General features: G+C 67.0%; 24 protein-coding genes, 1 tRNA gene and 1 pseudogene. 11 read left to right on the top strand and 15 right to left on the bottom strand.

Features of this window, described 5'->3' with window-relative positions; genetic code table 11:
* Window positions 1-9 precede the first annotated feature (9 nt).
* From OVA11_RS08740 to OVA11_RS08720, 5 genes are all read right to left on the bottom strand, one after another.
* Window positions 10-1,539: a phosphoesterase gene (locus OVA11_RS08740; protein WP_268067059.1), complete on the bottom strand. Its 1,530-nt coding sequence runs from the start codon at window positions 1,537-1,539 to the stop codon at window positions 10-12.
* A gap of 105 nt (window positions 1,540-1,644) precedes the next feature.
* Window positions 1,645-4,545 carry a TonB-dependent receptor gene (locus OVA11_RS08735; protein ID WP_268067058.1) on the bottom strand — a complete coding sequence of 967 codons (2,901 nt, stop codon included), beginning with the start codon at window positions 4,543-4,545 and terminating at the stop codon, window positions 1,645-1,647.
* 105 nt (window positions 4,546-4,650) lie between these two features.
* The gene (locus tag OVA11_RS08730) at window positions 4,651-5,574 is read right to left on the bottom strand and encodes a FecR family protein (protein ID WP_268067057.1); all 924 of its coding nucleotides are present in this window, start codon (window positions 5,572-5,574) and stop codon (window positions 4,651-4,653) included.
* Window positions 5,571-6,122 (bottom strand): RNA polymerase sigma factor, encoded by a 552-nt coding sequence (locus OVA11_RS08725; RefSeq protein WP_268068928.1) that lies wholly within the window; start codon window positions 6,120-6,122, stop codon window positions 5,571-5,573. The genes OVA11_RS08730 and OVA11_RS08725 overlap by 4 nt, the downstream gene beginning before the upstream one ends.
* Window positions 6,123-6,294: 172 nt before the next feature.
* Complete coding sequence (locus tag OVA11_RS08720) at window positions 6,295-6,606, bottom strand: hypothetical protein (RefSeq protein ID WP_010919012.1); 312 nt, start codon at window positions 6,604-6,606, stop codon at window positions 6,295-6,297.
* A gap of 260 nt (window positions 6,607-6,866) precedes the next feature.
* On the opposite strand from OVA11_RS08720, the gene OVA11_RS08715 reads away from it, so the two are divergent.
* Complete coding sequence (locus OVA11_RS08715) at window positions 6,867-7,214, top strand: UrcA family protein (RefSeq protein WP_268067056.1); 348 nt, start codon at window positions 6,867-6,869, stop codon at window positions 7,212-7,214.
* 5 nt (window positions 7,215-7,219) lie between these two features.
* On the opposite strand, the gene OVA11_RS08710 is transcribed toward OVA11_RS08715, so the two are convergent.
* From OVA11_RS08710 to OVA11_RS08700, 3 genes are read right to left on the bottom strand one after another with little or no spacing between them, the layout of a single operon-like run.
* Window positions 7,220-7,666, bottom strand: a complete 447-nt coding sequence (locus OVA11_RS08710; protein WP_268067055.1) for an NUDIX hydrolase — start codon at window positions 7,664-7,666, stop codon at window positions 7,220-7,222.
* Between the two features lie 7 nt (window positions 7,667-7,673).
* Complete coding sequence (locus tag OVA11_RS08705; RefSeq protein WP_268067054.1) at window positions 7,674-8,702, bottom strand: S1/P1 Nuclease; 1,029 nt, start codon at window positions 8,700-8,702, stop codon at window positions 7,674-7,676.
* A gap of 18 nt (window positions 8,703-8,720) precedes the next feature.
* Window positions 8,721-9,308, bottom strand: coding sequence for a glutathione S-transferase family protein (locus OVA11_RS08700; RefSeq protein ID WP_268067053.1), 588 nt, complete (start codon window positions 9,306-9,308; stop codon window positions 8,721-8,723).
* Between the two features lie 197 nt (window positions 9,309-9,505).
* Between OVA11_RS08700 and OVA11_RS08695 the strand changes: the two genes are divergently transcribed.
* Window positions 9,506-10,030, top strand: a complete 525-nt coding sequence (locus tag OVA11_RS08695) for a 3D domain-containing protein (RefSeq protein WP_268067052.1) — start codon at window positions 9,506-9,508, stop codon at window positions 10,028-10,030.
* A gap of 92 nt (window positions 10,031-10,122) precedes the next feature.
* Window positions 10,123-12,300, top strand: a complete 2,178-nt coding sequence (locus OVA11_RS08690; protein ID WP_268067051.1) for an acylase — start codon at window positions 10,123-10,125, stop codon at window positions 12,298-12,300.
* 135 nt (window positions 12,301-12,435) lie between these two features.
* Here the strand turns inward: OVA11_RS08690 and OVA11_RS08685 are convergent, their stop codons facing one another.
* The 5 genes from OVA11_RS08685 to cobA are packed head-to-tail and all read right to left on the bottom strand — an operon-like array spanning window position 12,436 to window position 16,604.
* On the bottom strand, window positions 12,436-13,170 hold the full coding sequence (locus OVA11_RS08685; RefSeq protein ID WP_268067050.1) for a phosphoadenylyl-sulfate reductase: 735 nt from the start codon (window positions 13,168-13,170) through the stop codon (window positions 12,436-12,438).
* Window positions 13,170-13,676 (bottom strand): DUF934 domain-containing protein, encoded by a 507-nt coding sequence (locus tag OVA11_RS08680; RefSeq protein WP_268067049.1) that lies wholly within the window; start codon window positions 13,674-13,676, stop codon window positions 13,170-13,172. The genes OVA11_RS08685 and OVA11_RS08680 overlap by 1 nt, the downstream gene beginning before the upstream one ends.
* On the bottom strand, window positions 13,660-15,318 hold the full coding sequence (locus tag OVA11_RS08675) for a nitrite/sulfite reductase (protein WP_268067048.1): 1,659 nt from the start codon (window positions 15,316-15,318) through the stop codon (window positions 13,660-13,662). The genes OVA11_RS08680 and OVA11_RS08675 overlap by 17 nt, the downstream gene beginning before the upstream one ends.
* A 6-nt stretch (window positions 15,319-15,324) precedes the next feature.
* A complete protein-coding gene (locus OVA11_RS08670) occupies window positions 15,325-15,684 on the bottom strand; it encodes a DUF2849 domain-containing protein (protein ID WP_062099538.1) in 360 nt (119 codons plus the stop codon).
* A complete protein-coding gene (gene cobA, locus OVA11_RS08665; RefSeq protein WP_268067047.1) occupies window positions 15,681-16,604 on the bottom strand; it encodes a uroporphyrinogen-III C-methyltransferase in 924 nt (307 codons plus the stop codon). The genes OVA11_RS08670 and cobA overlap by 4 nt, the downstream gene beginning before the upstream one ends.
* A gap of 185 nt (window positions 16,605-16,789) precedes the next feature.
* On the opposite strand from cobA, the gene gcvA reads away from it, so the two are divergent.
* Both gcvA and OVA11_RS08655 read left to right on the top strand, forming a co-directional pair.
* Window positions 16,790-17,746, top strand: a complete 957-nt coding sequence (gene gcvA, locus OVA11_RS08660) for a transcriptional regulator GcvA (RefSeq protein ID WP_268067046.1) — start codon at window positions 16,790-16,792, stop codon at window positions 17,744-17,746.
* A gap of 59 nt (window positions 17,747-17,805) precedes the next feature.
* Window positions 17,806-18,135 (top strand): chorismate mutase, encoded by a 330-nt coding sequence (locus tag OVA11_RS08655; protein ID WP_268067045.1) that lies wholly within the window; start codon window positions 17,806-17,808, stop codon window positions 18,133-18,135.
* A 142-nt stretch (window positions 18,136-18,277) separates the two neighbouring features.
* Here OVA11_RS08655 and OVA11_RS08650 read toward each other — a convergent pair whose 3' ends face one another.
* Window positions 18,278-19,105 carry an AIM24 family protein gene (locus tag OVA11_RS08650; RefSeq protein WP_268067044.1) on the bottom strand — a complete coding sequence of 276 codons (828 nt, stop codon included), beginning with the start codon at window positions 19,103-19,105 and terminating at the stop codon, window positions 18,278-18,280.
* 124 nt (window positions 19,106-19,229) lie between these two features.
* Window positions 19,230-19,568 carry an Hpt domain-containing protein gene (locus OVA11_RS08645; RefSeq protein WP_268067043.1) on the bottom strand — a complete coding sequence of 113 codons (339 nt, stop codon included), beginning with the start codon at window positions 19,566-19,568 and terminating at the stop codon, window positions 19,230-19,232.
* An 84-nt stretch (window positions 19,569-19,652) separates the two neighbouring features.
* Here OVA11_RS08645 and OVA11_RS08640 point away from each other — a divergent pair.
* From OVA11_RS08640 to OVA11_RS08615, 6 genes and pseudogenes are all read left to right on the top strand, one after another.
* A tRNA-Lys gene (locus OVA11_RS08640) sits at window positions 19,653-19,728 on the top strand.
* 247 nt (window positions 19,729-19,975) lie between these two features.
* On the top strand, window positions 19,976-22,621 hold the full coding sequence (locus OVA11_RS08635; protein WP_268067042.1) for a TonB-dependent receptor: 2,646 nt from the start codon (window positions 19,976-19,978) through the stop codon (window positions 22,619-22,621).
* Between the two features lie 17 nt (window positions 22,622-22,638).
* Window positions 22,639-23,453 (top strand): annotated as a pseudogene (locus OVA11_RS08630) (hypothetical protein).
* Between the two features lie 96 nt (window positions 23,454-23,549).
* A complete protein-coding gene (gene pcaF / locus OVA11_RS08625; RefSeq protein ID WP_268067041.1) occupies window positions 23,550-24,749 on the top strand; it encodes a 3-oxoadipyl-CoA thiolase in 1,200 nt (399 codons plus the stop codon).
* Window positions 24,749-25,912 (top strand): acyl-CoA dehydrogenase family protein, encoded by a 1,164-nt coding sequence (locus OVA11_RS08620; RefSeq protein WP_268067040.1) that lies wholly within the window; start codon window positions 24,749-24,751, stop codon window positions 25,910-25,912. Before pcaF ends, OVA11_RS08620 begins: the two co-directional genes overlap by 1 nt.
* A complete protein-coding gene (locus OVA11_RS08615; protein ID WP_268067039.1) occupies window positions 25,912-26,709 on the top strand; it encodes an FAS1-like dehydratase domain-containing protein in 798 nt (265 codons plus the stop codon). The genes OVA11_RS08620 and OVA11_RS08615 overlap by 1 nt, the downstream gene beginning before the upstream one ends.
* The last annotated feature ends 4 nt before the right edge of the window (window positions 26,710-26,713 follow it).

Below are 26,713 nucleotides of genomic sequence, written 5' to 3'. Positions count from 1 at the left end.
CCGCGACGTTCAGCGCGCCGATGCGACGGTGATGAAGATCGGGTTGGCGTAGAACCACAGGTCCGACCAGGGATCTTCGCCCAAGGGGTCCGGCAGCGGCTCGGCTTCGGCGCCGTTCGTGCCCCGAACCCGAATATAGAGGGGACGGCGGACGTCCTTCAGGACGTGCGTCATCGACAGCACCTCCCCCTCGCGGGCCCAGGAGGTCGGGGTGAAGGCACGGATCACGCGGGTGGTCGGGTTGGCGTCGGTGGATCGGTCCGTCGCCGGCCCGAGGATCTCGCCCTGGATCAGGTCCACGCGCGCCACGCTAGGAGAGAAACCACCGAAGTTCTTGCCGGCGGGATCGCGGACGCGAATGACCACCGTGACGTCTGAGCCCGGCGCGACTTCGAGGCGACCGCCGATATCGGCCTTGGCCCCCGCCACACTGGCGGTGACTTCGACCTCGGAAACCAGATCGCCCAGCGTCACGAAAACGCGGCCGTTGCGCAGACCGTCCAGCACATCGTCATAGGTGTGGGCGGCCTTCACATAGGTTTTGGAGTACTCGCCCGGCCAGAAATCCTCGCCGCCGTCGGTATAGTGTCGGTGCGAGTCCGAGGTTGCGGTGATCCACCACCGGCGCCCCTCGCCCAGCATGGAGTCCCAGAACCCGCCCAGCTTGGCGGTCATCTGGTCAAAGCCGCCCATGGTCGGCGCGCGCGAATAGCCGCCGCGATCGCCCTGCGGCTTCAGGGCGCCGTCAGGCTTCAGGCTTGAAGCCTGGTGGCCGGGCGCACCCTCCATGCCGATCGCGACCTCGGGCGCGGTGTCATTCCAGTTGCGCAGCTCGGAGGGCGAAACCAGCCCATAGCGCCCCACGGCGGTCGCGGATCGCGAAGGGTGGTTGGCGATAACCACAGGCGGCTTTTTCAGCGCCTTCATGTGACGCAAGGCCTCCAGCATGAAAGCCTCCTGATCGCGCGCCGGATCGGCGGGCCAGGGCTCGCGCCGATTGTAGCGGCTCTCGATGCCGAACAGCGCGTCGCGCTCCTCGGACGAACGCGGCAGAATGAGGCTGGAATGCTCGGCCGCCGGCGTATCCAGCTCCATGCCCCAGAACTGCAGCACGGCGGGCGTCTCGACGCGCGAGCGCAGCAGTTCCGGATAGGCCTCGTCACGGTTCAGCTTGGAATGGTTGGGACCGCCGTGGTCGGTGGCGACCATCCAGCTCAGGCCGTGCTTGGCCGCCATCCGGGCGTTGGTGGTGATCGGATTGACCGCGTCACCGGCCTTGATCAGGGACGGCGGCTGCGACGGGTCCGCCCCCGGCTTCAACGACACGCTGAACCAGCTATGGACGTGATGGTCACCCGCCTGCCACTTGCGCTCCGAGGCCTTGACGGCGCGCCCGGCGGGACGCGAGGGGCCGACGGGCTGAACAGCGTGACCAGGATGGGCGAAAGCAGGCGGCGACACCGCCGGCGCAAGACAAAGCGCAACCGCCAGGGCGACGGGCGACAGGCTGGGGCGGCGATGAGTCGAGAGCTTGAGCATGCGCCTTCCCTACCCCAAGCGTGTGACGTTTCCCATCCGCGCGAAGGAAAGCGGCCGGCTCGCGCCTGTCCGCGCGAACCGGCCCTTGGTGTCCAGGACCAGGCGCTAGAACTTCGCCCGCAGCCCGAAGCTCAACGTACGGCCATAGTGAGTATAGCCGCCGAACCAGCCGCCCTTCACGAACTGCCATTGCGAGGCGTTCGTCAGGTTCTGCGCCTCGACCGCCGCCGTGATGCTGGGCGTGATCTTGTAGCTGACGCTGGCGTCCAGCGATCCGAACGCACTGTCGTTTAGAGCCGAAAGGCCCGCGCCGCCAACGTCCTGCAGGACATCGTCCACCCAGCTATAGCTGGCGCGCGCGGCGAAGCGGTCCTTCTCGTAGAAGGCGGTGAGGTTGAAGCTGTTCTTAGCCACATTGACCATCTCGTCCTTCAAGGTCGGCGAGTAGGTCGCTTCAGTGTCCGTGTAGGTGTAGTTCGCCAGGAAACCCAGGCCATCGAAAGGGGCCGGCAAGCGCTTGAACAGGTGCTGGTAAGCCAGCTCGATCCCCTTGATCTTCGCACTGCCGCCATTGGTCGGAGAGGTCAGCAGATAGGTCTGACCGTCGACGACAATATTGGTCTTCTGACTGTAAACGAAGGTCGTGATGTCCTTGTAGAACGCGCCTGCGATCAGCGCGCTGCCGGGCGCGAAATACCACTCTACGGTGGCGTCATACTGCCAGGCCTCGAACGGCTTGAGCAGTGGATTGCCGCCCACGGCCGTCAACACGGTGCCCGAGGAGTTCAACGTCAGACGCGGCGCCAAATCGGCCAGCGATGGACGGGTTATCACCTTGGCGGCGGCGAAGCGCGCCTGCAGAGTGTCCGTCAACTCCAGCGCAAAGTTCGCGGTCGGCAGGACGTCGGTGTAGGTCTCCTTGTAGCGGACCGGGATCGCGGCGGAGCCGTTGTCGGCATTGCCGGCGGAAATCTGTTCAGTCCTGGCCACCCGCACGCCGAACTGGCCGCGAAGCGCCGCGTTGAACACCTTGCTCTCCACGTCGCCCAGGATGTAGCCGGCCGCAATGTCTTCCGACACGTGGTAGGAGTTACGTTTATCGGCGCGCGCCGTGCCTTTCTGGGTCTTGTCGGCCAGCACCCAGAACGCAGCGGGATCTGGCATCGCCCAGTTGGTCGGCAAGGTCCCGTCGACCTTGCCCAGGAAGCTGCTGACCGGGAAGGCGTCGAAATACTCCGCCCCGAAGACCTTGCCGGCCAGGTTGGTGGTGTAGTTGATATCTGCGCGATTGTAGTCGCGCGAGCGTTCCCGATACTTCACGCCGAACTGGACGCGGCTCAGCGGACCCCACGATAGCGGACGCTCGGCGTCAAACTGCAGCGCGGTCTCATCGTCGGTGGCGTTGTTCTCGCGCCACTCGATGCGGCGGAACGGGAGCAGTGACGGGTTGCCGAGATCGGCCGTGGCGAGGCGCACGCTCGGAACGGCGTCGTCGTCGACCTTGGTCATCGAAAAGGTCGTCTGGCCGATCGGCCCCAGCAGGCGCGTGCGGGTGATGGGGTTGGACGTCTCGGAGAAGGCGCGGGCATAGGCCAGATCCGCCGTCAGGGTCCAGTCCTCGAGCTTTTGGCGGATCCTGCCGGCCACCATGAGATTGTCGTGCGCCAGGTCGCTGACCTCGCGACCGATCTGGGTGGTCGAGTTGACCGTTCCGCCGACCAGCACGCCGTCCTTGATGACCGCCGAGCCCGCCGCCAGGGTGGCGACGTTCTGGTCGACCGAATAGGTCAGCTCGTCATAGTGGTCGTCGAGCTTGGTATAGCTGGCGTCAACCGTAATCTCGGTCTCATCGCTCGGACGGTACTGGGCCGACAGCACCACGCCCTTGCGCTCACGGTCCTCGCGCTCAAGGGTCGGACGAATGGCGGTCGGGTAGAGGCTGATACCCTGGGCGATCATTGTCTTGCCCAGGGTCGAGGCCGGGTCCGCATAGCTCCAGCCCACGCCGGTGATGCGATCCTGACGCAAGGTGCGCTGGTCGAAGACGAGCGCCGCAAGCACCCCGAAGGTCCCCTCTGCGTTCGTCCAGCTGGCCAGACCCGACAGCCGCGGGTCGGTCTTTCCGGCCAACTGCGGACGGCTGGCGGTGGCCGACAGAGCCAGCGTGCTGCGGCCCAGATCCAGCGGGCGGAACGTCTTGACGTCGACAACCCCACCCAGCGCGCCCTCGTCCAGCGACGCCAGCGGCGACTTGCCGACCTCGACGCCGGCGACCAGTTCGGACGGCAGGGTGTCAAACCGGAACTGACGGCCGCTCTGACCGCTGTCGCGCATGTTTTCGTTCACGGCGGCGCTGCGGCCGTTCAGGGTGACGATCTGGAAGTTGGGACCAAGACCCCGAACGCGGACGAAGAGTCCTTCCCCCCGATCGCGGGTAATCGCCACGCCCGGGACGCGCTGCAAGGCCTCCGCGATGTTGTTGGAGGGAAACTTGCCGATATCCTCGGCCGAGATCGCGTCGACGACGTTGGCGGCCTTGCGCTTTTCCGCCAGAGCGCGGGCCAGGGAGTTGGCGAACCCGCCGGTGACAACCAGGGCTTCAAGCATGGCCGGTTCCTCGGCCTGCGCGGCGGTCGGCGCGACAGGCGCGGCCTGAGCGGCAACCGGCGCGGGCGCGGTCGACACTCGCTGCGCCATCGGGCGGAGAATCGCCGCCCCGCCATTGCGCACGAAATTGAGACCCGTGCCGCGCAGAAGCTCGGTCAGGCCGCGTTCGGCTTCGAACTGGCCACGCACGCCTTCGGTGCGCTTGCCCTTCAGGAGGGCGGGATCCGCCAGCACCTGCAGGCCGGTGGCCCGGGAGAAGCTCGGCAGAGCCGTGGCGAGATCCCCCGCCGGGATCGCCAGGGTCGGCTTCGCGGGCGGGGCCGCAAAGGCCGGGGCGCCCGCCAGCATTATCGCCAGCGCCGAGGCGGAGCCCAACCAGGTCCAGGTCTTCGCAGTCATGTCGTCATCCCCGATGTCGCGCGGCGTCAAACGCCGGTTCGACGGCTAAGACGCTGGCGGCCGGCAAATCAGGACAGTGAATTTTGTGAAGTTTCCAAGACGCGCTCAGCGCGTCAGTTCCAGGCCGTTCGACGTTTCGCGGATGGTGAACCCGTGCATCAGCGCCAGATTGCGCGCGAGGGCTTCCGGATCGTCGAGCCGGAAGCGGCCGGCCACGCGCTGGCGACCCAAAGCCGGGTCGATGATGGTGATGGGTTTATCCGAGGCTCGGTTCAGGCGCTCGACCAAGCGGGCCAGGGTCACGCCGTCCGTCTCAAGCCAACCGGTACGCCAGTCGTCGGCTTGAGGATCGAAGGTGCGAACCGCCGAAAGCCGGCCCTCCTTGGCGAACGCTCTTTGGCCAACGGTCAGCTCGGCGGTCCGACGGATCACGCCCGTCGGTGCGAGCCTGACCTTTCCCCGCCGCACGGAAAGCTCGAGCCGCCCGTCGCCGCGCTCGAGATCGAAGGCCGTCCCGAGCACGCGCGCCGAGCCCTCAGGCGCCTGTACGATGAACGGACGGCGCGCATCGTGAGCAACGTCGAAGAACGCCTCGCCCCGCACCAACTCGACCTGACGACGGCCGGTCCCGAGACGGACATCCAGGCGTGTCGCACCATCCAAGGTGACCTGCGTGCCGTCGGCGAGCGCGACCACGCGTTGCTGACCCGGCGCGGTCTGGATCACCTGGGGCTGGACCGTCATGACCTGCGCGTACGGCCAGGCGATGAACACGGCCAGGCCGCAGGCCAGGAGTCCGCCCGCGAGCACCGGCGCACGCCATGCCCGACGGGGCGCGGCGCGGCGCTGTTCGCTGAGCCGCAGGGCCTCCGACAGAGCCGGATCCTGACTGGCGCGCCACACTTGCTCGTAGGCGCGGGCATGGGCGGGATCCGCCGCCTTCCAAGCCTCAAAGGCCGGGTCAGGTTGAGCGTCGGCGTCAAGGCGTCGGGCGGCCCACAGAGCGGCTTCCTGGGCGATGCGGTTCATGAGCGTCCCCCGCCTGCGCGACGTTCAGCGCGCGCGACCTCGCGACGCAATTGTTCCAACGCCCGCGCGACATGCTTCTCGACCGCCGCCTCGCTCAGGCTCAGTTCTTCGGAAATTTGTCGCGAGGAGTGACCGTGCAGGCGGCGTCGGATGAACACGTCGCGTCGAAGCGGCGGCATGGCGTCGAGGGCCTGACTGAAGACCTCGACCTTCTGGCGATGCATCAGGATCTGCTCCGGCGCGGGGTCTGGGCAGGGAATGTCGTCGTCCAAGACTTGAACGGCGCGTCGTTGGGCCAGGCGAAAATGATCCCGGACCAGATTGAGGGCGATGCCATAGCCCAGCGCCGCACGGTCAACGATCGTCTTGGCCTGTCCGTAAGCCAGGAGCCGTTCGAAGGTCTCCTGCACTAGGTCTTCGGCGGTGGCTGGGTCCCGTGTGCGGCGGACGATGAACTGGTAAAGGTCGCGCCGCTGCGCGCGCAGGCTCGCCAGATCGCTCATCTCAGCGTTTCCGGGCCCGGGCAGGCGTCTTGCAATATCGGCCAGCGCAGCATGGTGCGCGGGTTAGCACGACTTTGCGACAGTTCCGACAGATCCGGACGAACCCGACTCTATCCGATCCGCTGCACCCCGTTGACCATGGCGGGCGCCCCAGACAGCAGAACGCCCCCGCCGACCAGGTCGACGGGGGCGTTTTGTGTTCCGATCGGAAAGACGCTTACGCGCCGCCCGGGAAGCGGAACGGAACCTTCACGGTGCCGGTCTTGGCGCCCATCGGGAGCTTTTCGGCGATGCACATCGCGGCCTTGTCGAAGCCCTTGCCCGCGGCGCTGTTGTCCACGACCTTGCAGTCCGACAGTTTGCCGCCGTCAGCGTTGCACTCCAGCATGACCTGCGCTGCGTCGCGCGTATTGGCGTGCTGCTGCAGGCAACGGGCCATCTGGTCTTCGAAACCGCCACCGGCCAGAGCGGCCTGAGCGATGAAGAAGCTGCCAGCGACACCCGCGGCAATCGTGATCGAGATTTTCATAGCCGCCCATCCCTTCTGGCGAACAAAGTTGATGGGACGGTTGTCTCAGAAGTGCGCTAACGAAGACCCAAGTTTTGCGGTTAATCATTTACGAAGACTGGGCGGCAGCAGCCCACTCTAAAGCGCCCACCAATTATGACTTCTTTTTCATAGACTTAATTCGACGTCATGAAGCAGTCGTAACGGGTGTTCGCCATCCGACCGCTCTACATCCTCGATCAACGGTTCGCCAAGCGACCACCCAAACCGAGGATCAAGATATGAGCAAGCTCGTCAACCGCATCGCCGTCGCCGCCGCCCTGGCCCTGGCCGCCACGCCGATCATCGGCCTCAGCGCCGCTCACGCCGGCGATCGCTCGCAAGCCCCGGCCCGGGTCAAGGTCGGCGATCTGAACCTTTCGAGCCCGGCCGGCGCGCGCGAGTTCGCCCGGCGCGCCAACATCGCCGCCAATCGCGCCTGCGAGGCCAAGGGCTTTCGCGGCCTGTCGGCGAAGGCCTGCCTGATGGAGTTCAACGAGGATCTGCAAGACGCTCTGTCCGAGCGCCAGACGGCGGACCTGAAGCTGGCCCGCCGCAGCGGCGCCGACATCGCCCTGGCCGCGAACTAACCCGTCTAACCTCGTCGCATCCACGCCGCGACGGCCCAGGCATGGGCGTCGTGGCGAAGGGCGACGACGGCGTCACGCGGGTCCAGCCAGACCAGGGCGTGATCGTCCTCGACCTTGAGGCTTTCGATCAAGCCCGTGACGCGCACGACGTAGATTCCTCCGAAATTCCGGACGGGCTGCCCGTCAGACTTCAGGAAGACCTGCGAGACGCGCTCGATCAGCGGGCCGGCTTCCACGACGAGACCCGTCTCTTCGCCGAACTCGCGGACCACCGCTTGCGGCTCGGTCTCGTCGCCGTCGACCGCCCCGCCCGGGAGATCGAAGTACGGCGCCTTGCCCGGCTTGGAGACCTGAGCCAGAGCGATCTGGCCCAGACTGTTCTCGGCCACGCCGAACGCTGCGGGACGGTCCTTGTAGTTCAGCCCCGCGATGGGCGCGCCGAACGCCAGCATCCCTGGATCAGTCCTTGCCGTAGAGATCGAGCCAGGGATCGGCTTTGCCGGACTCCACATCCGCGACGCTGATTTCGGGACGATAGCCGATCTTGCCGTTGGCGCTCTCGGTCCAGGCGTCGACGACCAGATCGCGCAGGGCCGTGGCGCCGGCTGCGATGCGCGCCTGCACAAAGGCCTTGCCGCGTGGATCGGTCGCGACCAGCGCCCCCTGCTTCTCGAGCTGGTAGAGCGGCTCGGTCAGCTTCCAGGTCTCGGTCAGATAGCCGACGACGCGGGTCTCGATCGAGCACGCGCAAGCTTTGTAGGCGGGCACCAGCGCCTGGATAGACGCTTGATCGCCGACCGCCTTGGCCAGGGGACCTTCGAACTGCGAGTGGATCTGGCGCGAGTTGGTGTAGCCGTTCGGATTGGGGTAGTCGCCCCAGCCATTGTAGTGCACCGACAGGTGCAGCGGCTGACTGGCGTCGCCCACATAGTGCGCCCAGACGCCCAGATCGCGGAGCAGCAGGGCCTCTCGACGCTTCAGGTCGGCCTTGTAATAGGCGAGCTTGGTGGCGTCCTTTTCGATCTTCAACACCGCGGTCAGGATACGCCAGTAGGTGAAGTCCTTCACCAGCTGCTGATAGCCGTCGATGATCGCGTAAGGCAGATAGCCCGCCTTCCAACTGTCCTGCCCGACAGCCCGCAGCGCGGTCTCATAGTCGGCGCGCGTCGGCGGCAGGGTCTCGACGGTGAACATCGGACCGCCGTACATGCGTCCCTGATCGTCGAGGTCCAGGAAGTGGGCGGAGTCGCGATCCGTGCCGTGGACCTTGCCCGAACCCTTCCAGCGATCCGGTTCCCGCGCATATTCGCCGATGGCGGCGATGGCGGTCGGGGTGCGCAGGAACGCCGGAACATCCGCCGGCAGCTTGCTGGCCGCGACGACGCCGACCACACGGTGGCCCGACGCACCCCAGGCGAGGGCCGAGGTGGCCGGCGCCGCCAGCACGGCGGCGAGGGCGAGAACATTCAGGCTAGACGACAGACGCAAGGATTCAGCTCCGGAAGACTATTCTATGCCGAGATCGGCCTCGACGCGGCTCACCCAGGCCAAGACGGCGGGATAGAGCGACAGATCGAACCCGCCCTCGTGCGCGACGCGGGTGTAGGCCACCAGGGCGACATCCGCCAGGGTCAGCGTGTCGCCGACCAGAAACCGCGATTGTTTCAGCTGTGTTTCGAGGCGCGCCAGAGCCGCAGCCCCGCGCTCGACGAGGCGTGGCTCCAGGCTCTCGGCCGGCTTGCCCAGATAACGCATCTGGAACCGCGCGACCGCGATGTAGGGCTCGTGGCTGTACTGCTCCCAGAACATCCATTCGAGCATCTTCGCCCGATCAAAGGCGCTGCTGGGGATCAGGTCGGAGCCTTCCGCCAGATGAAAAATGATCGCGTTCGACTGCGCCAGCGGCCGGCCGTCCGCGAACACGACCAGCGGGACCTGGCCGGCGGGGTTCAAGGCCAGGAACTCCGTCGTCCGCGTCTCGGCGGTCAGGACGTTCGTCTCGATCCAGTCATAGGCCAAGCTGAGCCGATCGGCCGTCCACTTCACCTTCAGGCAGTTGCCGGAAATCGAGTCGCCATAGATCCGAAACGCCATGGTCGTTCCTTTCCAAAACGCCCGGGAACGAACAAATCGACTCTCCAAGGCCCGGTTTCAAATCCCTGAATCGATGCCGGTTTTTCGCGCACGGCGCGAGACTCGCCATCGCGATATCGACTCACAGGGTTGTCACGGAGCCGTGATCGGACTATCCAGACCCCGCCCGACAGACCGCCGATAAGAGGATCCCCTCGATGCGACGCAAGCTCGCCGGAATTTTGGCCACCGCGGTCATCTCCGTGTTCGCCGCTCCCGCCATCGCCGCAGCCGCCCCTGAGGCGGACTCCGCGCCGGCCTCCGCCGCCCATTCCGATCCGCTCGGCGACCTGATCACCTCCGCTCTGAGCGGCGGCGCCCTGCCCGGCTCGGTCGAGTGGAAGATGAAGGCGACGATGTACCACGCCGGCGCCAAGGGCATCCGCGCGTTCGACTCGCTGGGCTGCAGGGTCGCCGCCATGCGTACGGTCGCCGTCGACCCGAAGGTCATTCCCCGTCGCACCGTCATCTTCATCAAGGAGACCGTGGGCCTCCCGATGCCGAACGGCGAGAAGCACGACGGCTACTGGTACGCCTCGGACATCGGCGGCGCGATCAAGGGTCTCAAGCTGGACCTCTTCAGCGGCGTCGGCGCCAGCTCGATGAAGGCGCTGCGCGGTATCGATCTCTCCAGCCTTTCGGTTTCCAAGGTTGGCGAGTTCAAAGGCTGTCCGCCCCAATAGCCTCCCAGACCGCCCAGAGAGGCTGGCCTTGACGCCCGAACTCGGCTTGGATCCCCACCGGTTCGGGGAGCGCCTGGTCTTAGGGGGTCGTCATGCGTCGTTACTCAGTCAGCATCCTGGCGCTTTGCGCCGTGCTTTGCGCAGGCTCGGCGCAGGCGAGTGAAGACCTGTCTCGACTGAAGGCCCGCGCGGCCAAGGTGGAAATCACCCGCGACACTTGGGGCATCGCCCATATCCACGGCAAGACCGACGCCGATGCGGTGTTCGGCATGGCCTACGCCCAGGCCGAGGACGACTTCAACCGCGTCGAGGCCAATTTCATGACCTCGCTGGGCCGCACCGCCGAGGCCGAAGGCGAGAAGGCCATCTGGGCCGACCTGCGCCAAAAGCTGTTCATCGATCCGGCCGTGCTGAAGGCCGACTACGCCAAGAGCCCGGCCTGGCTGAAGGCGCTGATGAACGCCTGGGCCGACGGCCTCAACTACTATCTGGACACCCACCCGACCGTGAAGCCGCGCGTCATCCAGCGCTTCGAGCCCTGGATGGCCTTGAGCTTCTCGGAAGGCAGCATCGGCGGCGACATCGAGCGCGTGGCGCTGACCCAGTTGGAGGCCTTCTACGGCAAGCGCCGGCTGGCCATGACCGCCGACGAGAAAGGCCTGCTGTTCAAGGAACCCACAGGGTCCAACGGCATCGCCATCGCGCCGAAGCTGACCCTGGACGGCGAGGCGATGCTGCTGATCAACCCGCACACCAGCTTCTTCTTCCGCTCGGAGATGCAGGTCTCAAGTAGCGAGGGCCTGAACGCTTACGGCGCCACGACGTGGGGTCAGTTCTTCATCTATCAGGGCTTCAACGCCAAGGCGGGCTGGATGCACACCTCCAGCGGCGTCGACGTGGTCGACGAGTTCGCCGAGACGATCGTCGAGAAGGACGGCCAGCGCTTCTACAAGTACGGCGACCAGCTTCGGCCGTTGAAGACGGAGGTCATCACCGTCCCCTATCGCGCCGCCGACGGAGCGATGGCCGAACGCAAGTTCACCGTCTTCAAGACCCATCGCGGTCCCATCGTGCGCGAGGAAGGCGGCAAGTGGATCAGCATCGCGCTGATGAACAAGCCGGTCGCCGCGCTCCAGCAGTCGTTCCTGCGCACCAAGGCGACCGACTACGCCGCGTTCATGAAGGTGGCCGAACTGAAGGCCAACTCGTCCAACAACACCCTGTTCGCCAGCGCCAAGGGCGAGATCGCCTATCTGCACCCGCAGTTCATCCCGGTCCGTGACGATCGCTTCGACTACACCAAGCCCGTCGACGGCTCGAATCCGGCGACCGACTGGAAGGGCCTGCATGCGCTGAAGGACGCGCCCCATGTGCTGAACCCGCCGAACGGCTGGACCTTCAACACCAACAACTGGCCCTACACGGCGGCGGGCCCCTATAGCCCCAAGCGGGCGGACTTCCCGAAGTACATGGACACGTTCGGGGAAAACCCGCGCGGGCTGCACGCCGAACTCGTTCTGAAAGACGTCAAGAACCTCACGCTCGGCGGCCTGATCGAGAAGGCCTACGATCCCTATCTGACCGCCTTCTCGCGCCTGATCCCGACGCTCGAGACCGCCTATGCGGCGACGCCTGACAGTGATCCGGTCAAGGCCAAGGTCGCCGCCCAAGTCGCCGCCCTGGCCGCCTGGGACCGCAAGTGGTCGACGCGCTCGACGGAGACGTCCCTGGCCGTATTCTGGGGCGAGGCGATGTGGGCCAAGGCCGCGCCGGCCGCCAAGGCCGAGGGCCTCAACGCCTATGACTACATGGCCGACAAGCTCTCACCGGCCGACAAGCTGGCGGCGCTGGCCGAGGCCTCCGACCGCCTGACCGCCGACTTCGGATCGTGGAAGACACCGTGGGGCGAGATCAACCGCTTCCAGCGCAATGACGGCGCCATCGTCCAGACCTTCGATGACAGCAAGCCCAGCCTTCCGGTGGGCTTCACCTCGGCCCAGTGGGGTTCTCTGGCCTCGTTCGGGGCTAAGCGCTGGCCGGGCACGAAGAAGTACTACGGCACGCTGGGCAACAGCTTCGTGGCGGTCGTGCAGTTCGGCGACAAGGTTCGCGCCCGCGCCATCTCGGCGGGCGGCGAGAGCGGTGACCCCGCCTCGCCGCACTTCAATGACCAGGCCCAGCGCTATGTGATCGGCAATCTGCGGGACGTCTATTTCTATCCCGAGGACGTCAAGAAGCACGCGGTGCGGACGTACCGGCCTGGGGAGTAGAACCAGAAAATCCTCCCCCCAGCGGGGGAGGTGTCGGCTCGAAGAGACGACGGAGGGGGAAGAGGCAAGGTCAGCAGGACTTCCCCCTCCGGTCGCTTCGCGACCACCTCCCCCGCTGGGGGGAGGATTTAGATCCTAGATATCCCCACCGACATTCGGCGCCACGCCTGGCGCGCGGGCGACATGGATGCCGCACTCGGTCTTTTCCTGCCCGGCCCAACGGCCCGAGCGACCGTCTTCCGACGGCTGGGTGCAAGGCCAGCAGCCGATCGAGGCGTAGCCTTGGGCCACCAGAGGGTGGGCCGGCAGGTCATGCTCGGCGACATAGGCGTCGAGCTCGCCCTTGGACCAGTTGGCCAGCGGATTGAACTTGATCTTGCCGTCGGCCTCCTCGACCACCGGCAGGCTCAGGCGATCGCCGCCGTGGAAGCGCTTGCGGCCGGTGATCCAGGCGTCGAAACCGCCCAGCGCACGATCCAGCGGCAGCACCTTGCGGATGTGGCAGCAGCCGTCGACGCTGGTGCGCCAGAGGTCGGAATTGGGATCCTGGGTCGCCAGATCGGCGAAGGCCGGCCGCAGGTCGCGGACATCGGTCAAGCCAAACCGGGCGGCGAGGTTTTTCCGGTAGTCCAGTGTCTGGCCAAAGAGCATGCCGGTATCGAGAAAGAGCACCGGGATGGCGGGAGAGACGCGCGACGCCAGATGCAGCAGCACCGCCGACTCCGCGCCGAACGACGACACCAGCGCCAGCTTGTCGCCGAAGTGCTCATGGGCCGTGCGGAGGATCGTGCTGGGATGAGCCTCGCGCAGCTCGGTGTCCAGCCGGGCGGCAAGGCCTGGAGCCGTCGCGCTAGTCTGGTCGTAGGCCACTAGACCGCCCTCTCGTCCAGCGCGATCGGGCGATCGTCGGCCGCGCGCTGATAGACGTGCCGGAAACGATTGGCCGCCTTGGTCAGCACGTCCGGCGTCGCGCCATCGGCGGGCTCGAACGCGTCGAAGCCGCACCGGACCATGAAGCCCGCCTGCTCCTGCAGCACATCGCCCACGGCGCGGATCTGGCCTTGATAGCCGAACCGCTCGCGCAGCAGCCGCGCGGACGTGTAGGCGCGGCCGTCACGGAACTTCGGAAAGGCCAGGGCCACCACCGCCAGGCGCGGCAGGTCGTAGGCCAGGACCTCGACCTCCTGGTCAGGCTCGATCCGCACGCCGACGCGGCGGCTGTTCGAGGCCAGCAGGGCGTCGCCCTCGGCCTGAAAGCGGGCCAGCGACAGGATCACGTCGCCGCTCTCGGGGATCGCGTCCTCGTCCGTGACGAAGATGAAGGCGTCCTCGGTCCAGCGAGCTTCGTTCCCGGCGAGCTCAATCAGCTTGGGCATAGACAGCCTCCTTGAAGGGCTCGAGGCCGACGCGGCGATAGGTGTCGAGGAAACGCTCGCCATCGGCGCGAGCGTTCAGATAGGCTTCGACCAGTTGGTCCACGGCGGTGGCGACCTTGTCCGCCGGCAGGGCCGGACCCAGGATCTTGCCGATCGAGGCGTCTTCGGCGCCCGAGCCGCCCAGCGACAGCTGGTAGAATTCCTCGCCCTTCTTATCGACGCCCAGAACGCCGATGTGGGCCACGTGGTGGTGACCGCAGGCGTTGATGCAGCCGCTGATCTTGATTTTCAGCTCACCGACCTTTTCGGCGCGATCCAGGTCCGCGAACTGACGGGCGATGTCCTGGGCGATCGGGATCGCTCGGGCGTTGGCCAGGGCGCAGTAGTCCAGGCCGGGGCAGGCGATGATGTCGCTGACCAGGTCGATGTTCGGCGTCGCCAGGCTCGCCGCCTGCAACGCCGCGAACACGGTCGGCAGATCGTCCAGCTTGATGTGCGGCAGAACGAGGTTTTGGGCGTGGGTCACGCGCAGGTCCGAGAAGCCGTAGCGCTCGGCCAGATCGGCGACGACGTCCAGTTGGTCGGCCGAGGCGTCGCCCGGCGTCTGCTCCTGCGCCTTCAGCGAGATCTCAACGATCGCATAGCCCGGCTGCTTGTGAGGGCGGACGTTGTTGCGGACAAAACGCGCGAAGGCCGCGTCCTTGGCCTTGGCTGTCTCGAACGCTTCTGAACGCGCCGGCAGCGTCTCGAACGGGGTCGTGGCGAAGGCGGCGCGGATACGCGCCAGCTCGGAGGCCGGCAGGTCGGCGCGCGCGGCGTCGATCTTGCTCCACTCCTCCTCGACCTGGCGGGCGAACTCTTCGGCCCCGAGAGCGGCGACCAGGATCTTGATCCGGGCCTTGTAGATATTGTCGCGGCGGCCGTGGCGATTGTAGACGCGCAGGATCGCTTCCAGATAGCTCAGCAGCCGGTCGGTCGGCAGAAACTCCTTGATGGTCGGGCCGACATAGGGCGTGCGCCCCTGGCCGCCGCCGACGATCACCTCGAAGCCCAGTTGCCCGTCGCGGCCCTGGCGCAGCAGAAGGCCGATATCGTGGACCTTGGCCGCCGTGCGGTCCTTGGCCGAAGCGGTGATGGCGATCTTGAACTTGCGCGGCAGGAACGAGAATTCCGGGTGCAGGGTCGACCACTGGCGGATCACCTCGCACCAGACGCGCGGGTCATCGACCTCCTCGGCCGTCGCGCCGGCATAGGGGTCGGACGTGGTGTTGCGGATGCAGTTGCCGCTGGTCTGGATGGCGTGGAGATCCACCTCCGCCAGCTTGTCCAGGATCTCCGGCGCGTCCTTTAGCTTGATCCAGTTGAACTGGATGTTCTGGCGCGTGGTGAAGTGGCCATAGCCCTTGTCGTAGTCGCGGGCGATCTCGGCAAGACGGCGGGCCTGGGTCGGGTTCAGCGAACCGTAGGGGATCGCGACCCGCAGCATGTAGGCGTGCAGCTGCAGATAAAGGCCGTTCATCAGCCGCAGCGGTTTGAACTGGTCCTCGGTCAGCTCGCCGGACAGACGGCGGGCGACCTGCCCTCGGAACTCGGCCGAGCGGTCGGCCAGGAATTCCTTGTCGATGAGATCGTACTGGTACATGCCGCCCTACTTCCTGCGGATCAGATCGACGCGACCGGTCGACCGCGCCGCGCCGGCGGCGTGACGCAGCGCCTCGACGACGTCGCCGCCCTCGGCCTGCTTGCCGTGCGTGGGTTCGTTGGTCGGGCCCAGCGCCCGGATGCGTTCGCGATAGCTGAGCGGCGCCCAGCGCCCCTCGGACTGCACAAGGTCGATCGGATAGACGTCGACCACGACGGTCGGCTGCGACTTGCCGACCGCGACGGCCTGCTCGACCGGCGCCTCGGAGTCGAACAGCTCGGCGTCGCCGAAGCGCTCCACCCACTGCCCGGATTTCCAGAACACGACCTCGCCGTCGATCAGGCGATTGGCGACTACGGCTTTCATTTGAACTCTCCTCCCCAGCGAAGCGGGGGAGGTGTCAGCTCGCCCACGGGCGAGCTGACGGAGGGGGCGCGCTTTGCGGCGAGCCCCCCCTCCACCGCTTCGCGGTCCCCCTCCCCCGTCAACGGGGGAGGAGATTGAACATCCGCCATCGCCATGGCCTCGCCCACCATCAGAAGGGCAGGTCCGCGCACGGAGGCGGCGGCCTCGGCCAGTCCGGACAGGGTCGTCAGGATCCGACGCTCGTCCTGGCGGCTCGCATTCTCGACGATCAGGGCCGGCGTCGACGCCGCACGACCGGCCGCCGTAAGGCGCTCGGCGATCAAGGCGGCGGTCGAGACGCCCATATAGACGACGACCGTCTGGTTCGGGCGCGCCAGCGCGACCCAGTCGAGGTCAGGCTCTCCGTGCGCCGCATGACCCGTGACGAAGGTCACCGCCTGAGCCGAGCCCCTCTGGGTCAGCGGCGCCCCGGCGCCGGCGCTGGCCGCCAGGGCGGCGGTGACGCCCGGCACCACGTGGCAGTCGACGCCGGCCTCCCGGCAGGCGGCCAACTCTTCGCCGCCGCGGCCGAACAGGAACGGATCCCCGCCCTTCAGGCGCACGACATTCAAGCCTTCAAGCGCCAGGGCCACGAGCAGCTGATTGATGTCGTCCTGCGGCAAAGTATGGCGCGACTTGCGCTTGGCGACATTGATCCGCCGGGCGCGGCTTGGGGCAAGATCGAGAATCTCTTCGGAGACCAGGCCGTCATGCACCACGACGTCGGCGGCCCGCAGGGCGTTGAACGCACGGAACGTCAGCAGGTCCGGATCTCCGGGCCCCGCCCCCACCAGCCAGACCGCGCCGAGCGCGCGACCCGCATGTTTTCCGCCGACGACGACAAGTCCGGGCGGGCGATTTCGCTCTGGCTGGCGGGCCATGGGTTTAGAACCTCTATCAAGCCGCTCGGAATAAAGCGGTGGAACGCAAGGCGGGGTCGCCCCTAAGGACAACCCCGCTCGCACTCGCCGACGAAAAGGGCCAATCCGCCAGCGAAGGCTTGCAAACTCGGCTCGAAGGGGCCAATTCGCAAACAAGGACTTCTGCCGGGGCGTTCAGTAAAACTATGGAAAGACCGAACGAGCGCCGTCGCCTGCCGCCGCTGAACGCCCTGCGCGCGTTCGAAGCTGCCGCGCGGCATTTGAACTTCAGCCGGGCGGCGGACGAGCTGTCGGTGACCCCAGGCGCGGTCAGCCAGCAGATCCAGAATCTGGAAGACTATGTCGGCGCGGCGCTGTTCAAGCGCACGCCCAAGGGGCTGCTGCTGACCGACGCGGCGCAGACCGCCCTGCCCGCGCTGCGCGAGGCGTTCGACCGCCTGGCCGAGGCCGCCAGCCTGCTGACCGCCGCCGTGGATGGCCGCCGCCTGACCCTGACCGCCGCCCCCTCGTTCGCCGCCAAGTGGCTTGTGCCGCGCCTGGGCAAGTTCGAACAGGCCCACCCGCAGGTCGATGTCTGGCTGTCGGCGGGCATGGAGGTCGTCGATTTCGCCACCGGCGAGGTCGACATGGCCATCCGCTACGGTTCAGGCCGCTATCCGGGCCTGGAGGTCATCCGCCTGCTGCACGAGACCGTCGTGCCGGTCGCCAGCCCCGAGCTACTGGAACAGAACGCGCTGGAGCGCCCCGAGGACCTGCAGCACCACATTCTGCTGCATGACGGCTCGCCCGACGCCGACGACAGCTGCCCGGACTGGGCGATGTGGCTGGCCGCGCGCGGGATCAAGGGCGTCGACGGCGCACGGGGCCCGCGCTTCAACCAGTCCAGCCTGGTGATCGAGGCCGCCGCCAACGGCCGCGGCATCGCCCTGGCCAAGCGCACCCTGGCCCAGGCCGATCTCGATTCCGGACGCCTGGTCATCCCGTTCGAGGCCTCCACCGCCGTCGACTTCGCCTACTATGTGGTTCACCCCAAGGCGAAGGGGCGCCTCCCGCAGGTGAAGGCCTTCGTGAACTGGCTGAAGGCCGAAGCCGAGGCCCATGAGGCCGCGCTGCGCACGATGGACAACGGCGCGGGCATCTGACGGCGGAATCGTCAGGTTTTGGGATGGTCCGAGCGCCCCAAAACCGCTTAAAGGGGCGCATGAAAACGACGACTCTCACGGTCGATGAGCGCCTGGCGCCCGCCGACTGCCAGACCATGGTCGATGTGCGCCGGGGCGTTGACGCCCTGGACCGGGCCCTGGTCCAGCTCCTGACCGAGCGTCAGGGCTATATGGACGCGGCGGCGCGCATCAAGGCCGACCGCAACAAGGTCTTCGACCGCGCGCGGATCGAGGATGTGGTGGAAAAGGTCAAGGCCGCCGCTCGCGAAGCGGGCCTGTCCGAAGCGATCGCCGAGCCGGTGTGGCGCACGCTGATCGACCGCTGCATCGCCTATGAATACGACAGCTGGGACCGGACGAAGAGGTAGGCGCGCTTAGCGCCCCCTCCGGCCCCTTGGGCCACCTCCCCCGCTGCACGGGGGAGGATAAAAACCCGACCTCCCCCGCGTGCGGGGGAGGTCGATCGCTGCGGATACGCGGCGAGACGGAAGGGGGCGCTCGCCCCCCCCGTCAGTTCCCGTCAATCATCCGGCCAAAGCCGCCCAGGATCGAGCCTTCGCCCTGGTTGCCGCCCTGGTGGTTGGCCGCCTGCAGCATGCGGCCGGCCAGACGCGCGAACGGCAGCGACTGGATCCAGACCTTCCCCGGACCGCGCACGCGGGCGAAGAACAGGCCTTCGCCGCCGAACAACACGCTCTTGACGCCGCCGGCCATGACGAGGTCGAAATCGACGTCCGGCGTGTAGGCGGCCAGACAGCCGGTGTCGATGTGCAGTTCCTCGCCGGGGGCCAGGGTGCGCTCGACCAGCGTGCCGCCCATCTGGACGAACACCCAGCCGTCGCCTTCCAGCCGCTGCATGATGAAGCCTTCGCCGCCGAACAGGCCGGTCATCATCCGCTTCTGGAAGTGAAGGCCGATCGAGACGCCGCGCGCGGCCGCCAGGAAGCTGTCCTTCTGGCAGATCAGCGTGCCGCCCAGCTCTCCCAAGTTCAGCGGCAGGATGGTGCCGGGCGTGGGCGAGGCGAACGCCACGCGCGCCTTGCCCGTCCCGTGGTGCGTGAAGACGGTCGTGAACAGGCTTTCGCCGGTGATCAGACGCTTGCCCGCGCCCAGAAGCTTGCCCATGAAGCCGCCGCCCTGGTCAGCGGCGCCGTCCCCGAACACCGTGGTCATCTGTACGGTGGCGTCCTTCCAGACGAAGGCGCCGGCTTCGGCTACGGCGCTTTCGCCCGGATCGAGCTCGATCTCGACGAACTGCAGATCCTCGCCCTTGATCTCGAAGTCGATGTCGTCAGCGATGTTGGCGTTACGCTGGTGGCTCCAGGGGCTGGTCGGCATGGATGGCTCCTCGTGTCAGAGGCCCACCTTCTAGCCGCGAAGCGCCCGCCTCGCCAATTACGCTTCCTTTATCCTGCCGGGGTTGCAGGCGAACAGCCCGCTGAGCGACCGCCGCCCTCGCCGCCTAGCCTTTCAGCGATCGCAGAGCCTGTTCGTGAGCGTAGGCGGCGATATCCAACAGGGCGGCGTCCAGAGCCGTGCGAACGCCCTCCAGGCTCTCCTGACCCGCTTCACAGCGCTCACAGACCTCGCCCAGGTCAAAGGCCCCCACGCCCCGGGCCGCGCCCTTCACGGTGTGCACCGCGTCCTTCCAGCCCGGATGCGACGGATCCAGCATCGGGGCCCACAGCGCGGCCTGTTCACGGAACAGCGCCAGCACCTCATCGACCACCGCGAAATCCCCCGCCGCGAACCCTTCCAGGTAGGCGAAATCCACCGCGCCGCTAATATCTCGTCTGGCCATGAAAAAAGCGCTTGCGCTCCCAAAATCATTGCGTATGTTCCGCGCCTCGCCGCCGGGGCTCGCAAGTGCTTCGGATCGTCGAATGGGTGTATAGCTCAGTTGGTAGAGCAGCTGACTCTTAATCAGCGGGTCCAAGGTTCGAATCCTTGTACACCCACCATTCTCCTCTTGGAGATCCTGGCCTTCCGCTGAGGCCACCGCGATAAACTCTCCTTCTTTGCTTCTATTGACCATGTCGGCGCCGCCTTGTGGCGCTCGCCTTGACCTGTCTCTTGCCTAGACGAGTTGGCGCTTTCGTCAGTCGGCCGCCTCAACCGCGCCATCCCCTCTCGTGCCCTCTCGTGCGCGCAGACGCCTACCCCCGACACGGAACCTTCGTTCTTCCGTATCGAAACCTCGACGAAACCTTGGCCTTGGCGTCGCAGAGCCTCCGTATCACCGGCCCCACAAAGCGCTGGAGTGGGCTCGTGTCGAAACTGATGTCTCGTAACCTGATCACCGGCCTGCTGGCCACGAGCGCCCTGTGCGCGCCGATGATCGCTTTCGCTCAAGACGCCACCACCGTAGATGCGGTGATCATCACCGGTCAGCGTGAGGCCCAGCGCGCCGCCATCGCCGTCAAGCGCGAGGCCTTCGCGGTGTCCGACGTGGTCTCCGCCGACGACATCGGCAAGCTGCCCGACCACAACACCGCCGCGGCCCTCCGCCGTATCCCCGGCATCTCGGTCATGGAAGACCAGGGCGAGCCGCGCTTCCCCGTCGTTCGCGGCCTGCGCTCGACCTATAATCGCACCACGATCGACGGCGCGCCCGTCGCCTCGGTGGACGAAAGCGACCGCACTGTTCCGATGGACATCGTCCCCTCGGTGATGGCCGGCCGCCTGGAGGTCATCAAGACGGTGACCCCGGAGAACGACGGCAACGCCATCGGCGGCGTCATCAACGTCACCACGCGCAGCGCCTTCGACGCCAAGCGCCCGTTCTTCAACGGCATGGCCTCTTACGGCCACTATGAGCGCAGCGGCGATGTCCGAAACGACAAGCCTTCGTATCGCCTGGCCTTCGCCGCCGGTCGCACCTTCGGCGCCGAGGATCAGTGGGGCGTCGTGATCGGCGGCTCGCACGAGCAACTGGACTACGACATCCCCCAGGTCGAGGCCGCCTCGCCCAGCGTTCGGGAGTACACCCCCGCCGGGGCTCCAGTGCTTTCAGGTGCAGCGACGGGCAACGGCTTCCAGGTGCCCACCCAAGTGCGCCTGTTCTGGTACAACAACACCAAGCAACGCAGCGGCTTGAACGCCAAGCTCGAATATCGCCCGAGCGATACGTTCCGCTGGGACGCCTCGGTGCTGGCCTCGCGCATGGAGGATGACGAAGAGCGGATCGAGTACAGACTCGAGCCTTTGGGCAATGTCGCCAACCAGACCCCGACCAGCGGCGCCTTCGCGCGCGGCCGTGGCATCATCCACCTCAACCAACCGATCACGACGCGCGAGATCGGCCTGGCCCGCACGGGTTTTGCGTGGTCCTTTGCGCCGAACTGGAAAGCCGAGGGCGGTCTCGTCTACTCTTTGGCCGGTCTCAAGGTGCCCAACCACTCGGTCGAGTTCCGCACCGTCGACGCACAGGGCGCCAACTACGCGTTCACCTACGACACCACCAACCGGCTGTTCCCGACCTTCAATCCCGTCAATGAAGCCGGGCTGCGCAACCCAGCCAACTACGTTTTGCTGCAACATCGGGACTCGCTGGCAAAGGCGAACGAAAACACCAGCGAGGCGCGCCTGGACTTCGCCTATGACGATGAGACCCATTGGCGGGTGAAGTTTGGCGGTCTGCTGCGCTCAAGCGAGCGCGACTCGCGAAGCAGCCAAGTGAACTATCGCGCCGGAACGGGCTTCACCTACACGCTCGCCGAGGTCGACAAGCCTGGCCCGAGCGACCTGATCGCCGGTCGCTATCGTCTCGATCCGCGCATCGACGCCGACGCCGCCGTGGCGTTCTTCAAAGCCAACCGCAGCCGCTTCACCACGACCGTCTCCGCGCCGACCGGCAACTACGATGTCAGCGAGGACGTGCAGGCCGGCTACGCCCAGGCCAGCTACCAGTTTGGCGACCTGACCCTGCTGGGCGGCCTGCGCTACGAGCGCACCAAGGTGGAGTCGGACGCCGTGCGCAATACGGCCGGCGTCCTCACGCCGGTATCGAACGACGGCAGCTACGCCAACTGGCTGCCCAGCCTGCACCTGCAGTGGAAGCCGCGTCAGGACCTGATCGTCCGCGCCGCCTGGACCAACACCATCGGCCGCCCGGACTATGGGTCGCTGGCCGCGACGGAGACCCTAAGCTTTGACGGCAGCCAGCCGACCCTGTCGCGCGGCAACCCCGACCTGAAGGCGCGGGAAAGCGAAGGCTTTGACCTCTCCGTCGAGTTCTATCCGACCGACGGCATGGTCTCGCTGGCGGTGTTCTCCAAGGACATCAAGAATGAGATCTTCACCCTGTCGTCCAGCGAGCGGCTCGATGTGGGCCGGGGTGTCGAGACGGTGCTGATCTCGACCCCGCGCAACGCCGAGACGGCCAAGATCAAGGGCGTCGAGTTCGCCGTGCAGCAGGCCTTCACCTTCCTGCCCGCGCCGCTGGACGGCTTTGGCTTCAACGGCAACGTCACCTGGCTCGACACCGAGTTCACGTTCCGGACCTCGACCGGCCCGCGCGTGACAGGCCTGTTCCAGCAGCCCGAGATCACCACCAACGCGGCCGTCTACTACCAGCGCGGCCCGTTCGAAGCGCGCGTGTCGCACAACTACATCGGCGGTCAGTTGGAAACGATCAACGACGCCAACGTCAATTCCGACCAGTACTGGAAGGGGCGCCACGTCTTCGACGCCAGCCTGTCCTGGCGCTGGAACGAGCACCTGAGCCTGTTCGTCGAAGGCCAGAACCTCTCGAACACCGGCCGCCAGGAAGTCACTGGCCCCGGCCGCCGTTACCTGCAGGAATGGGCCAACTATGGCCGCACCTACTGGGTCGGCGCGGCTGTGAACTTCTAAGCGACAAGGGGTCGATCGTGTCACTCGTTCTGGCGATTGCTGCGGCGCTTCAAGTCGCCACGATCACCCCGCCCGCCGCCCGCCTGCGACGGCAGCCGGCTTCGAGACGGCCCGCCGCTACGCCAGCAACGCCACTCAGGGCGTGGCGGTCGGCCCTCACGACCTCTTTGCGGTCAGCAATTTCAACATCGTCCGCCTGGACAAGAAGACCGGCGAGAAGCGCGGCGAATGGACCGGCGAGCGCTCGCGGTTTCCGCACATCAATTCCTGCGCCGTGATCGCCAAGGATCTGGTCTGCGCCAGCTCGAACTTTCCCGGCACGCCCCATGTCAGCACGGTCGAGTTTTTCGATCCGATGACCCTGGCGCATCGCAAGAGCGTCTCCCTGGGGCTGGGGACGGGATCGATCACCTGGGTCGATCGCAAGGACGGCTTCTGGTGGGCGATGTTCGCCAACTATGACGGCAAGGGCGGCGAGGCGCCGCGCGATCACCGCCACACGACCCTGGTCAAGTTCGACGACCAGTGGCGACGCCTGGAAGGCTGGGCCCTGCCCGCCTCGATCCTGGAGCGCATCAAGCCGATGAGTATCTCGGGCGGCGGCTGGGGTCCGGATGGACGGCTTTATCTGAGCGGCCACGACCTGCCCGAACTCTACGTCGTGGCGCTTCCGAAAGGGGGCGGCGTGCTCGACCATCTTCAAACCCTGCCGATGGAGGCCGAAGGACAGGCCATCGACTGGGATGAGAGCGACAAGGGAACGCTCTACGGCATCACCCGGCGCAGCCGCGAGATCCTGCGCATGACGGCGCCCGTCTCGATCAAGCGCTGAGGCCTACGACTTCCCCTTCGTCAATCTCGAAAACCGTTGAGGCTCCGACCTCGCGCATCTAACAAGTGTTTGATCGCGATAACGGGGAGAGTTCGCATGACGGCCGCCTATCTGTGTGACGGCATCCGCACACCTTTCGGACGCTATGGCGGGTCGCTCTCGAAGGTCCGCGCCGACGACCTGGCGGCGATCCCGCTCAAGGCCCTAGCCGCGCGGAACCCAGGCCTGGATCTCGCAGCAATCGACGAGATCGCCATGGGCAGCGCCAACCAGGCCGGCGAGGACAACCGCAATGTCGCCCGCATGGCGCTGCTGCTGGCCGGCTACCCCGTCTCGGTTCCCGGCGTCACGGTGAACCGCCTCTGCGCCTCGGGCCTGGAGGCCGTCGGCTACGCCGCCCGCGCCATCGCCTCGGGCCACAATGACCTCGTCATCGCCGGCGGCGTCGAGAGCATGAGCCGCGCGCCGTTCGTGATGGGCAAGGCCGACAGCGCCTTCTCCCGCAACGCTGAAATCTTCGACACCACCATCGGCTGGCGGTTCATCAACCCCGCCATGCGCAAGCTGTACGGCGTCGACTCCATGCCCGAGACGGCCGAGAACGTCGCCACCGACTACGGCGTCAACCGCCAGGACCAGGACGCCTTCGCCCTGCGCAGCCAGGCGCGAGCGGCCGCCGCCCAGGCCAATGGCTTCCTGGCCAGCGAGATCACGCCGGTCGAGATCCCCGGCAAGGCGGGCCCGACGATCGTCGATCGCGACGAACACCCGCGCGAAACCACCATGGAAGCCCTGGCCAAGCTGAAACCCATTGTCCGCGAGGGCGGCACGGTCACGGCCGGCAACGCCTCAGGCGTCAATGACGGCGCGGTGGCCCTGATCATCGCCTCCGAGGACGCCGTGAAGCGCCATGGCCTGACGCCGCACGCCCGGATCACGGGCTACGCCACCGCCGGGGTCGAGCCGCGCGTGATGGGGATCGGGCCGGTTCCGGCCGTCCGCAAGCTCTTGGCCAGGACGGGTCTCGCCATCGGCGACTTCGACGCCGTCGAGCTGAACGAGGCCTTCGCCGCCCAGGGCCTGGCGGTGCTGCGCCAGCTGGGCCTGCCTGACGACGGCGCGCATGTGAACGCCAATGGCGGCGCCATCGCGCTGGGCCACCCGCTGGGCGCGTCCGGCGCGCGGCTGGTGCTCACCGCCCTGCGTCAACTGGAGGCGAGCGGCGGTAAGCGCGGCCTCGCCACCCTCTGCATCGGCGTCGGCCAGGGCGCGGCTCTGGCCTTCGAGCGCGTCTGATGTCGCTCGCCGACCCGGAACTGATCGAGGCCCTGCGCCACACGGTGCGGGCCCTTTGCCGCGACTTCCCCCCGCCCTACTGGCGCGGCCTGGATCGCGAGAAGGCCTATCCCACCGCGTTCGTCGAGGCGATGACCAAGGCCGGTCTCCTGGGCGTTCTGATCCCCGAGGAATACGGCGGCGGCGGGCTTGGCCTGACGGCGGCGGCGGCGATCCTGGAAGAGGTCCACGCCAGCGGCGGCAACGCGGCGGCCCTGCACGCCCAGATGTATACGATGGGCACCGTGCTGCGCCACGGCTCGACGGCGCAGAAGGAAACCTGGCTGCCGCGCATCGCCGATGGTTCGATCCGGCTGCAAGCCTTCGGCGTCACCGAGCCCACGGCCGGCACCGACACGACCTCGATCTCGACCTTCGCCCGCCGCGAGGGCGACACCTATGTGATCAACGGCCAGAAGGTCTGGACCAGCCGGGCCGAGCACTCCGATCTGATGGTGCTGTTGGCCCGCACCACGCCCAAGGACCAGGTCGCCCGCAAGGCCGACGGCCTGTCGGTGTTCCTGGTCGACATGCGCGCCGCGCTCGGCAAGGGCCTGACGATCAAGCCGATCGCCACCATGCTGAACCACGCCACGACCGAGGTGTTCTTCGACAACCTCGTCATCCCCGCTGACAGCCTGATCGGCGAGGAAGGCAAGGGCTTCCGCTACATCCTCGACGGCATGAACGCCGAGCGGATCCTGATCGGGGCCGAATGCCTGGGCGACGCCGCCTGGCTGATCGGCAAAGCGCGGGACTACGCCAATAGCCGCGTCGTCTTCGGACGCCCCATCGGTCAGAACCAAGGGGTGCAGTTCCCGATCGCCCGCGCCTACGCCCAGACCCACGCCGCGCGGCTGACCATCTATGACGCGGCGGCGCGCTACGATGCCGGCCAGCCCTGCGGCGAGCAGGCCAATATCGGCAAGATGCTGGCCTCGGAAGCCTCGTGGGCGGCGGCCGACATGTGCCTGCAGACGCACGGCGGCTTCGGCTTCGCCGAGGAGTACGACATCGAGCGCAAGTTCCGCGAGACGCGCCTCTACCAGGTGGCCCCGATCTCGACGAACCTGATCCTGGCCTATGTCGCCGAGCACGTTCTCGGCCTGCCGCGCTCCTACTGATGTCGCCGCACGCGGACTGGATCGGGCGGACGCGCAAGAGGACCGCCGTGCTGGCGGCCTCCGACCTCGCCAGACTGGCCGCGCTGCTGAACCGGGAGGCGCCCTGCGAGGTCCCGCCCGCCTGGCACTGGGCCTGTCTGGCCGAGCCCGTATCCCGCGCGGATCTCGGCCCTGACGGCCACCCGCGTCGCGGCCTGTTCCTACCGCCGATCGAAGCGCCGCGCCGGATGTTCGCCTCGGCCGACATGACCTTCTCAGGCGCGCTCGTACCGGGCCAGGAGACGGAACTGGTTGAGACGGTCGCCAATATCGAGGAGAAGCCGGGCGCCAGCGGTCCCCTCACCTTCGTCACCGTCGATCGCGTGGTCTCACAGGCGGGCGAAGTCCGCGTGCGGGAGCGCCAGACCATCGTCTATACGAGCGCAGCGCCCGCGCCGCGCGTGGCCGACAGCGAGCCTCCCACGACAACCGACTGGAGCCGGGACACCGCCACCGACCCCGTCCTGCTCTTCGCCTTCTCGGCCGCGACCTCGAACAGCCACCGCATCCATTACGACCTGGGCTATGCGACGCAGATCGAGGGCTATCCAGGCCTTGTCGTCCATGGCCCTCTGATCGCCCTGCTGCTGCTGGACGCCATGCCTCGTCAGGCGATCAGCCGCTTCTCGTTCCGCGCGCTCAAACCCGCCTTCGCCGGCGAGACGGTCACGGCGGAGGGCCGCCTAACCGATGACGGCGCTGACCTGTGGGCCAGGTGCGGCGACGCCACCCTGATGCGGGCCCGCGTCGGGTTCTGAGCGC

Source organism: Caulobacter sp. SL161 (assembly GCF_026672375.1).
Classification (GTDB): Bacteria; Pseudomonadota; Alphaproteobacteria; order Caulobacterales; family Caulobacteraceae; genus Caulobacter.
Note: the sequence above shows the minus strand (reverse complement) of the source record. Positions and strands in the feature narration are given on the sequence as shown.

Excerpts from the sequence above, each read along its gene's own strand:
- OVA11_RS08645 (WP_268067043.1), bottom strand. The coding sequence starts at position 19,568 with ATGGCCAGACGAGATATTAGCGGCGCGGTGGATTTCGCCTACCTGGAA.
- OVA11_RS08730 (WP_268067057.1), bottom strand. The coding sequence starts at position 5,574 with ATGAACCGCATCGCCCAGGAAGCCGCTCTGTGGGCCGCCCGACGCCTT.
- OVA11_RS08735 (WP_268067058.1), bottom strand. The coding sequence starts at position 4,545 with ATGACTGCGAAGACCTGGACCTGGTTGGGCTCCGCCTCGGCGCTGGCG.
- pcaF (WP_268067041.1), top strand. The coding sequence starts at position 23,550 with ATGACGGCCGCCTATCTGTGTGACGGCATCCGCACACCTTTCGGACGC.
- gcvA (WP_268067046.1), top strand. The coding sequence starts at position 16,790 with ATGGAAAGACCGAACGAGCGCCGTCGCCTGCCGCCGCTGAACGCCCTG.
- OVA11_RS08670 (WP_062099538.1), bottom strand. The coding sequence starts at position 15,684 with ATGAAAGCCGTAGTCGCCAATCGCCTGATCGACGGCGAGGTCGTGTTC.
- OVA11_RS08650 (WP_268067044.1), bottom strand. The coding sequence starts at position 19,105 with ATGCCGACCAGCCCCTGGAGCCACCAGCGTAACGCCAACATCGCTGAC.
- OVA11_RS08615 (WP_268067039.1), top strand. The coding sequence starts at position 25,912 with ATGTCGCCGCACGCGGACTGGATCGGGCGGACGCGCAAGAGGACCGCC.
- OVA11_RS08655 (WP_268067045.1), top strand. The coding sequence starts at position 17,806 with ATGAAAACGACGACTCTCACGGTCGATGAGCGCCTGGCGCCCGCCGAC.
- OVA11_RS08700 (WP_268067053.1), bottom strand. The coding sequence starts at position 9,308 with ATGGCGTTTCGGATCTATGGCGACTCGATTTCCGGCAACTGCCTGAAG.
- OVA11_RS08715 (WP_268067056.1), top strand. The coding sequence starts at position 6,867 with ATGAGCAAGCTCGTCAACCGCATCGCCGTCGCCGCCGCCCTGGCCCTG.
- OVA11_RS08720 (WP_010919012.1), bottom strand. The coding sequence starts at position 6,606 with ATGAAAATCTCGATCACGATTGCCGCGGGTGTCGCTGGCAGCTTCTTC.
- OVA11_RS08740 (WP_268067059.1), bottom strand. The coding sequence starts at position 1,539 with ATGCTCAAGCTCTCGACTCATCGCCGCCCCAGCCTGTCGCCCGTCGCC.
- OVA11_RS08675 (WP_268067048.1), bottom strand. The coding sequence starts at position 15,318 with ATGTACCAGTACGATCTCATCGACAAGGAATTCCTGGCCGACCGCTCG.
- OVA11_RS08695 (WP_268067052.1), top strand. The coding sequence starts at position 9,506 with ATGCGACGCAAGCTCGCCGGAATTTTGGCCACCGCGGTCATCTCCGTG.
- OVA11_RS08710 (WP_268067055.1), bottom strand. The coding sequence starts at position 7,666 with ATGCTGGCGTTCGGCGCGCCCATCGCGGGGCTGAACTACAAGGACCGT.
- OVA11_RS08680 (WP_268067049.1), bottom strand. The coding sequence starts at position 13,676 with ATGCCCAAGCTGATTGAGCTCGCCGGGAACGAAGCTCGCTGGACCGAG.
- OVA11_RS08620 (WP_268067040.1), top strand. The coding sequence starts at position 24,749 with ATGTCGCTCGCCGACCCGGAACTGATCGAGGCCCTGCGCCACACGGTG.
- OVA11_RS08690 (WP_268067051.1), top strand. The coding sequence starts at position 10,123 with ATGCGTCGTTACTCAGTCAGCATCCTGGCGCTTTGCGCCGTGCTTTGC.
- cobA (WP_268067047.1), bottom strand. The coding sequence starts at position 16,604 with ATGGCCCGCCAGCCAGAGCGAAATCGCCCGCCCGGACTTGTCGTCGTC.